The 6,979-nt window shown below is 46.8% G+C and carries 2 protein-coding genes; both read left to right on the forward strand.

What is annotated here, in order from left to right:
• The first annotated feature begins 138 nt into the window (after nucleotides 1–138).
• The gene (locus tag DXA57_RS09075; protein WP_117766776.1) at nucleotides 139–1,668 is read left to right on the forward strand and encodes a YARHG domain-containing protein; all 1,530 of its coding nucleotides are present in this window, start codon (nucleotides 139–141) and stop codon (nucleotides 1,666–1,668) included.
• A 1,190-nt stretch (nucleotides 1,669–2,858) separates the two neighbouring features.
• Nucleotides 2,859–6,979, forward strand: a 4,121-nt coding sequence (locus DXA57_RS09085; RefSeq protein WP_199612706.1) for an InlB B-repeat-containing protein, incomplete at its 3' end; no start/stop codon positions are given.

Here is a 6,979-nt window from a genome sequence, read left to right on the forward strand (position 1 = left end):
GAAATAACCAGACCATTGACTTGTCTGCAAATCCGATTGCACAAGTTGAAAAAGTCTCAGCGTAGATAGTCAGAAAGGCAGGCGGTTTCTGGGGGAATCCAGGGACCGCCTGCAGAAAAAAAGAAAGTGGGAAATGGTATGAGAAAAGGATTGAAAAAGATTCTGCCGGGAGCAGGAGCCGCCCTGTTGATCCTGACAGGCGGACTTCTTGCAGGAGCGGCAGAAAAAGAGCAGGAATACATCTTTCCGGATACGGATAAGGAACTTCTGACAGAAGAAGATGTGAAGGATCTTCCAGCCCAGCTTCTTGCCTATGGGCGGTATGAGATCCTGGCAAAGCATGGAGAACTCTTTGAGTCAGAGGAACTGAAGGATTATTTCGGAACGCAGAAATGGTATTTCGGTTTCCTGGCGGATGAAAAGGAAGTGGAAGGTCTCTTAAATGACTATGAGAAAGAGAATCTGGATTTTCTGAAAAAGCAGGAGAAAGCGGAAGGCGAGTATGAGCTGGATCAGAAAGATTTTGACTATGAGCTTGTAGAAAAATGGCTGGCCGGCACTTATGTGCCCGGCGAAGAAGAGACCGGGACCGGCGGGCAGGAAGCCGGGACGGAGAAGAAGGAAGAGGAGTCTTCCGGTAAAAAGAAGGCCGGTGCCAAGAAAAACTCCGGCAAAGAGACAGAGAAAGCCGAAACAGAAGCGCCTGCGGCAGAGGTGAAAGAGACGAAGGTGGCGGAAACAGAAGCGGCAGCAGCGGAAGTGGCGGAGACGAAGGCAGCGGAAACGGAAGCGGCAGCAGCGGAAGTGAAAGAGCCGAAGGCAGCCGAGACGGAAGCGCCTGCAGCGGAAGTGGCAGAGCCGAAGGCAGCCGAGACAGAAGCGCCTGCAGCGGAAGTGGCAGAAACGAAGGCAGCCGAGACGGAAGCGCCTGCAGCGGAAGTGGCAGAAACGAAGGTAGCCGAGACAGAAGCGGCAGCCGGCGCAGAGAAGGGCAGCAAATTTGAGGATCTTTCAGGTGTGGATCTTTTTGACTTGAGCTCGGAGATTCAGGAAACAGAAACCAAAGAAAAGGAAACTGAGGCGGCAGAAGATACACGCAGCGAGTATATTTTCGCAGATGCGGATACCCGGTATCTGACCCAGGAAGAAGTGGATAAACTCTCTCTCCAGGCAGTCTGCTATGCCAAGAATGAGATCTATGCCCGCCACGGCCGGAAATTCCTTTCTACAGAGCTTCAGGAATATTTCAATGATAAGAGCTGGTATCAGGGAACGGTGGAAGCGGAGAAGTTTTCGCCAAGCGTCTTTAACAAGTATGAAAGTGACAATATCCAGATTCTTGTGAAGGCAGAAGAAAAGCTTCGTTCCGGCGGTTATCTTCTGGATCAGCCGGGATATGATATCCATAAGGTGGACACAGCCTGCAAACACAGTGTGGTCAAGAAGGAAAAGACGGACGAGTCTTCCGGTCATACTTTTATAGTCATTGATTCCGATAATATCATGCACGACGATGCTCGCATAGTGGACGGAAAGGTTGTGGATGCCAAAGGGCAGGAAATCCCTGGCTGTTCTATACGGGAAGACGGAAAAGTGGTTGATTTCTTCGGAAATATCATTGATCCCAGAGAAGATCAGCTAGTAGAAGAAGAAAGTTTTTCCAAATAAAAACGATAATGTTGGAGGCAAAAGGTCTTTTGTTCCCAACGGATGCCTGCGGATTGCTCCGCTGCGAAGCAGTTTCTGCAATTTAACCGAATCAAGCAAGTCCCCTGCTTCGATTGCGCAAAGCAATAAGCAGTGGGTTGGGACTTGCTTGTATCAGGAGTGTTGCAAACCACTCCTGATAAGCTGCAAAGCAGCATTCGGTTAAGAGCAAGTAGCGAAGCGAATTGCGAATATCCGCTTGACTAAACGATATCAGATAAAAAGCCATGCCTCCGAAAGGTTGTCTTTCGGAGGCATGGCTTTTTTGTAAATAATGGCGTGGAATCGTCGGAGGAGTTTGCCTTAAAAAGCCAAAACCGCAAAACAGGTCAATGAAATGCCCCAGGAAGTTTGCCTTAAAAAGCCAAAACCGCAAAACAGGTCAATGAAACACCCCAGGAAGTTTGCCTTAAAAAGCCAAAACCGCAAAACAGGTCAATGAAATGCCCAAGGAAGTTTGCCTTAAAAAGCCAAAATCGCAAAAACGGTCAATGAGACGCCTCGCCAGTTGCTTCCGTCGGGACTTTCAGTTCCGGCAGACCAAGAATTTCTGCTCCGCCTCCACATGAAATCCGGAGGAATACAGCGGGCGGGGCTGGGATTGAAGGCAGGAGCGGAACTTGTCCGGGCTGACGAAGGCCTGGTCTTGAGGAGGCGGGGGCTGGAAAAATGGATGGTTAGATGACTATAGCAATTCTGCAAAATACTGCATCCAATCCGATTCATCAGAGTGTGAAATACTGTGTCAGAAATCTTTGCCGTGCGTCAGCACGCCTGCAGATTTCATCCTTGTCTTTCGCACCCTGCTAAATCGCCTTGACTGCATTATTTTATTGAATTGCTATAGGCAGAAATCTGAGATAAGAAGCGCAAAAAAGAAAGAAAAAATGTCTCATGATACCGTTATGAGACCAGAAAAGATTATAGTAGTGCTATAGCATTGACAGCCCTGTCGGTAAGTGTGCGAAAAAACAGTTCTAAAAGGAGAAAGAACACATATATTTCTGATGGTACACGAAAAAAGAAAAGCCGGCAGCAGAGCAAGAAAGGGGAAGAGAAATGGAAAAAATATTAAAAACACAAAACGAAAGGCATAGAAAACGCAAGCAGCTATCCGAAAACGGAAAAGAAAGAGAAAGGAGAGATGAAGTATGAAGACAAAAAGAAGATCCAGATGGTCACGTATCCTTGCGATCGTTCTGGCAATGACGATGGTTCTATGTGACCAGTCTGTCCTATATGCGTCTGATTCCATGGCAGATCCCGTGGCAGAAGAAGTAGTGGCAGAACCCGTGGTAGAGGAACCCGTTCAGGAGGCAGTGGAAGAACCGACGCCACAGGCAGAAGAAGCCCCGGCAGCGGAAGTCGCTGAACCGCAACCGGCAGCAGAAACCCCTGCAACGGAAGCGCCGAAAGCAGAGACTCCTGCAACAGAGGCACCCGTAACGGAAGCACCGAAAGCAGAGGCACCTGCAACAGAGGCGCCTGCAACGGAAGCACCGAAGGCAGAGACCCCGGCAACAGAGGCACCTGCAACGGAAGCGCCGAAGGCAGAAGCTCCGGCAGCAGAAGCACCTGCAACGGAAGCACCGAAGGCAGAAGCACCTGCAACGGAAGCGCCGAAGGCAGAGACCCCGGCAACAGAGGCACCTGCAACGGAAGCGCCGAAGGCAGAGACCCCGGCAACAGAAGCCCCTGCAACAGAAGCTCCCCAGCGGAAAAATCTGGTAACTTTCCAGGTTGGAGAAGGCGCAGCTGTATGGGTAAAAGATGCAGCAGAAGCGTCCACCACGGGAACCGCAGTAGATGGAAAAATCCTCTTTACAGTCCGTCTTAACGAAGGCTACACACTGGAGAGTGTTCTTGTAGATGGAACGACTCCGGCAAGACAGACAGAAACCGGTGAATACATCATCGAAGGGATCCAGACAGACAACACCATTGTTACTGTGAAGACAAAAGCACCGGAGACAGAGGCACCGACAGAGCCTGCACCTGCACCGGCAGAAGAGCCGGCAGAACCGGCAGAGGAACCGGCAGAACCGGCAGAGGAACCGGCACCTTCTGAAAAAACATATACCATAGTGATCAATCATATGCTGACAACCAGCATCGGAAGATTCTCTACTGTCAGTGATCCGATTCAGATTACCGAACAGGATCTGACAGATGGCGTTTTCGATATTTCCGGATATGCGTTATCCAGAGACGGACTGGTTGTATCAAAGGCATACAACCTTACCAAAGCAGCACTGGAACAGTTTGGAGGAGAAACAGTTACTGCAACCATTAAATATAAGGTAGCAGATGGCTGGATCGTTATCCCGAATGACGAAGCTTCTCAGGAAAGCAGCTTCAGAGGTGTTTACGTTGGTTCTCTTGATGATATTACCATCGTACCGGCTGGCCAGCTTCCGATCACCTTCCAGTTCTTATATGAAAACGGAACCATTGCCAGACATTCCGAGACGCGTATGTTTACTCAGCAGGATGGCGGCAATTATGAAGTAAGCTATACCATAGAAGACATCCCGGCAGGCTATGGATTTGAGATTGACAATGAGAGATTTACCGTAGACGGAAATGTACTTCGTGCTTCTTATGGAAAAGACGAGAAAGAAGATTTTGTTACGATCACCTTCAAGGCAAATACCGTTGCTTATCAGGTGACAGAGCGTGTTCCGAATAAAGGATACGAAGAAGCAGATCTGTCCAATCCGGCTTCCTATACAGATACACCGCTGACCGCTTCCTTTACCGGAAAAGTGGGCGATACTACAGCAGTAAATGCGGCAGAAAAGAACGGATTTACCGCAAAACCGGTAGAACAGCAGGAAATTGCAGCAGACGGAAGCACAAAGGTCATCGTGGAATATATCAGAAACACATATTCTGTTAAATATGATACGGACGGTGGCTCTTATAAAACGGCGAAAGAAGGACTGTACGAAAGTGAGATTACCATCGCAGATGGTCAGAACCCGACCAAAGCCGGTTATACATTTGCAGGCTGGTATATGGGAAAAGCGGCCAATGCAGAAAAAGCACCAGACAGCATTGCTTCTCTGGAGCAGGATCTTACAGTTTACGCACACTGGAACGCAGATACCGTAAATTATACGGTTGTTTACCAGAAACAGAATCTTTCCGATGGATATGATTTTGTGAAATCTGTTACCAGAAGTGAAAAAACCGGTGCAAAGGTATCCGGAAGCGATGACGTCGGAAGCTTTACTGACAGTGAGTACTATCATTTTGCTAGTGCAGATCAGAATGTAGAAGTAAAAGCAGATAACTCTACGGTCGTGTATGTAAAGTATGATCTGAATACCTATACGATAAAGTTTAATTTGACGGACCCGAATCAAAGTTGGTGGGGTAGCGACTCGAATGTGGAAATGCGTATTGGTGGAAACACCTATCGTGCGGGTGGTACACCATACTCCTTTACAGCACGTCTGGGAGAAGATATCTCTGCAAAATGGCCGACAAAGACCAATATTTCTCCGAAAGATAATTCTTTCTATGGATGGGACTCGTCGCATAGTAGCATTCAATTTGTTTCAAAACGATTCAATTTAACAAAAGGAATGCTTGCTAGTTCTGCAAATAAATCTACGACGACTTATACATCACTCTGGAGAACTGGAACACCGGTAGAACTTCATTATAAGTTACAGAATGCAGACGATGATGAATATACCGATGATGAAAAATATAGACAGTCAGCGACTTCCTATAGGAATGCAACTTTTAATGCCAAAGAAATCGACGGCTATACTTACACTTATACTGAAACAAAAAATATACCGACAGACGGGAACACAGTAAAACATTACTTTTTCCACTATACACGCAATACCTACACAATTTCCTATTATTATAAGGATCTGGAACTGAAATCTAAAAATAAAATCCGTTTCGGTAAAAACATCAATACGGAAACCTATAATGCTCCGGCAGACAAAACAAAATGTGGCGTCGATTCCGAGTATGTATTTGCCGGCTGGTATGACAATCCGGATGGTTATGGAGAGCCATATTCCTTTACAACAATGCCTTCTCACAATCTGGCGCTCTATGCAAAGTGGGTTGCTCCGGACAAGACAGTCACCCTGGTTTACAATAATGGAGAAGCCAATGGTGAGATCGTGACACAGAAGGGCAATACCATCACGGTGCCGGATCCGGAGAAAACTGGTTATGATTTTGCCGGATGGTATACAGACGAAGGTCTCACCAGCAAATTTGATGTAAATGCACCTGTAACAAAAGATATTACGATCTATGCAAAATGGAAGGCAAGAAGATTTGCCGACTATACTGTAAAATATGAAACAGCTGACGGAAAAGAAGTGGCTGCTTCCAAGACAAAACGAGGACAGATCGGAAGTACCGTTACAGAAAAAGCAATGGCTCCGACAGACGCAGCTTATCAGGGCTATGCAGTAGATGCACCGACGAAATCTCTTAAGATCACCGGTGATCCGGAAAAAGACGTCATTAAATTTATATATGCTTCTCCGGCAGAACTGGAGTATAAAGTACAATATGTTTATGGCGAAACTGTATTGAAAGACACGGAGTTTAAGAGAGCTTCTGCAGCTGAATTCAGAGAATATCCGGATCAGGAAATCGTAAAAGAACTGAACGCACAGGGATATCGCCTGAAAAATCAGTATCAGCAGGTAAAACTGGTAGCAGATAACAGCAAGAATATCGTAACTTTTGAACTGGAACCTTCCTCTTATCAGATCAAATATGTTCTGAATGGTGGAACCAATGACAGCAGCAATCCGAACTCTTATACAATTAAGGATTTACCGCTCACGATCAAGAAGCCTGAAAGAGAAGGTTATATTTTCGCAGGATGGGAATACAGTGGTACACTGAAAGAAGGTACACATGATCCGAGAGCCGTTGTTTTGGAAAAAGGTACGGTTGGAAATTTGACATTTACAGCGAAATGGCTGAAAGTAACCAGTTATGAAGGCCCCTATGACGGAAATGCACACAGCATCAGTACCGAGGGAGTAGGCGGAACGATTCTTTATTCCGTTGACCAGAGTAACTGGACAACCGAAAATCCCTCTTATGTAGATGTATCGTCCAATGCGGATCAGAAATACCCGGTATATGTAAAACTTTTAGTGGAAGCGCAGAACTGGGAATCCGAAGTGATCCCTGCATATGTGAAGATCACTCCGAGACCGGTAACCTTTACCGGCGAAAGCGGAGAAAGAACCTACACAGGAACCGCCCAGACCCTGAC

Source organism: Blautia sp. OF03-15BH, from assembly GCF_003463065.1.
Taxonomy (GTDB): Bacteria; Bacillota; Clostridia; order Lachnospirales; family Lachnospiraceae; genus Limivivens.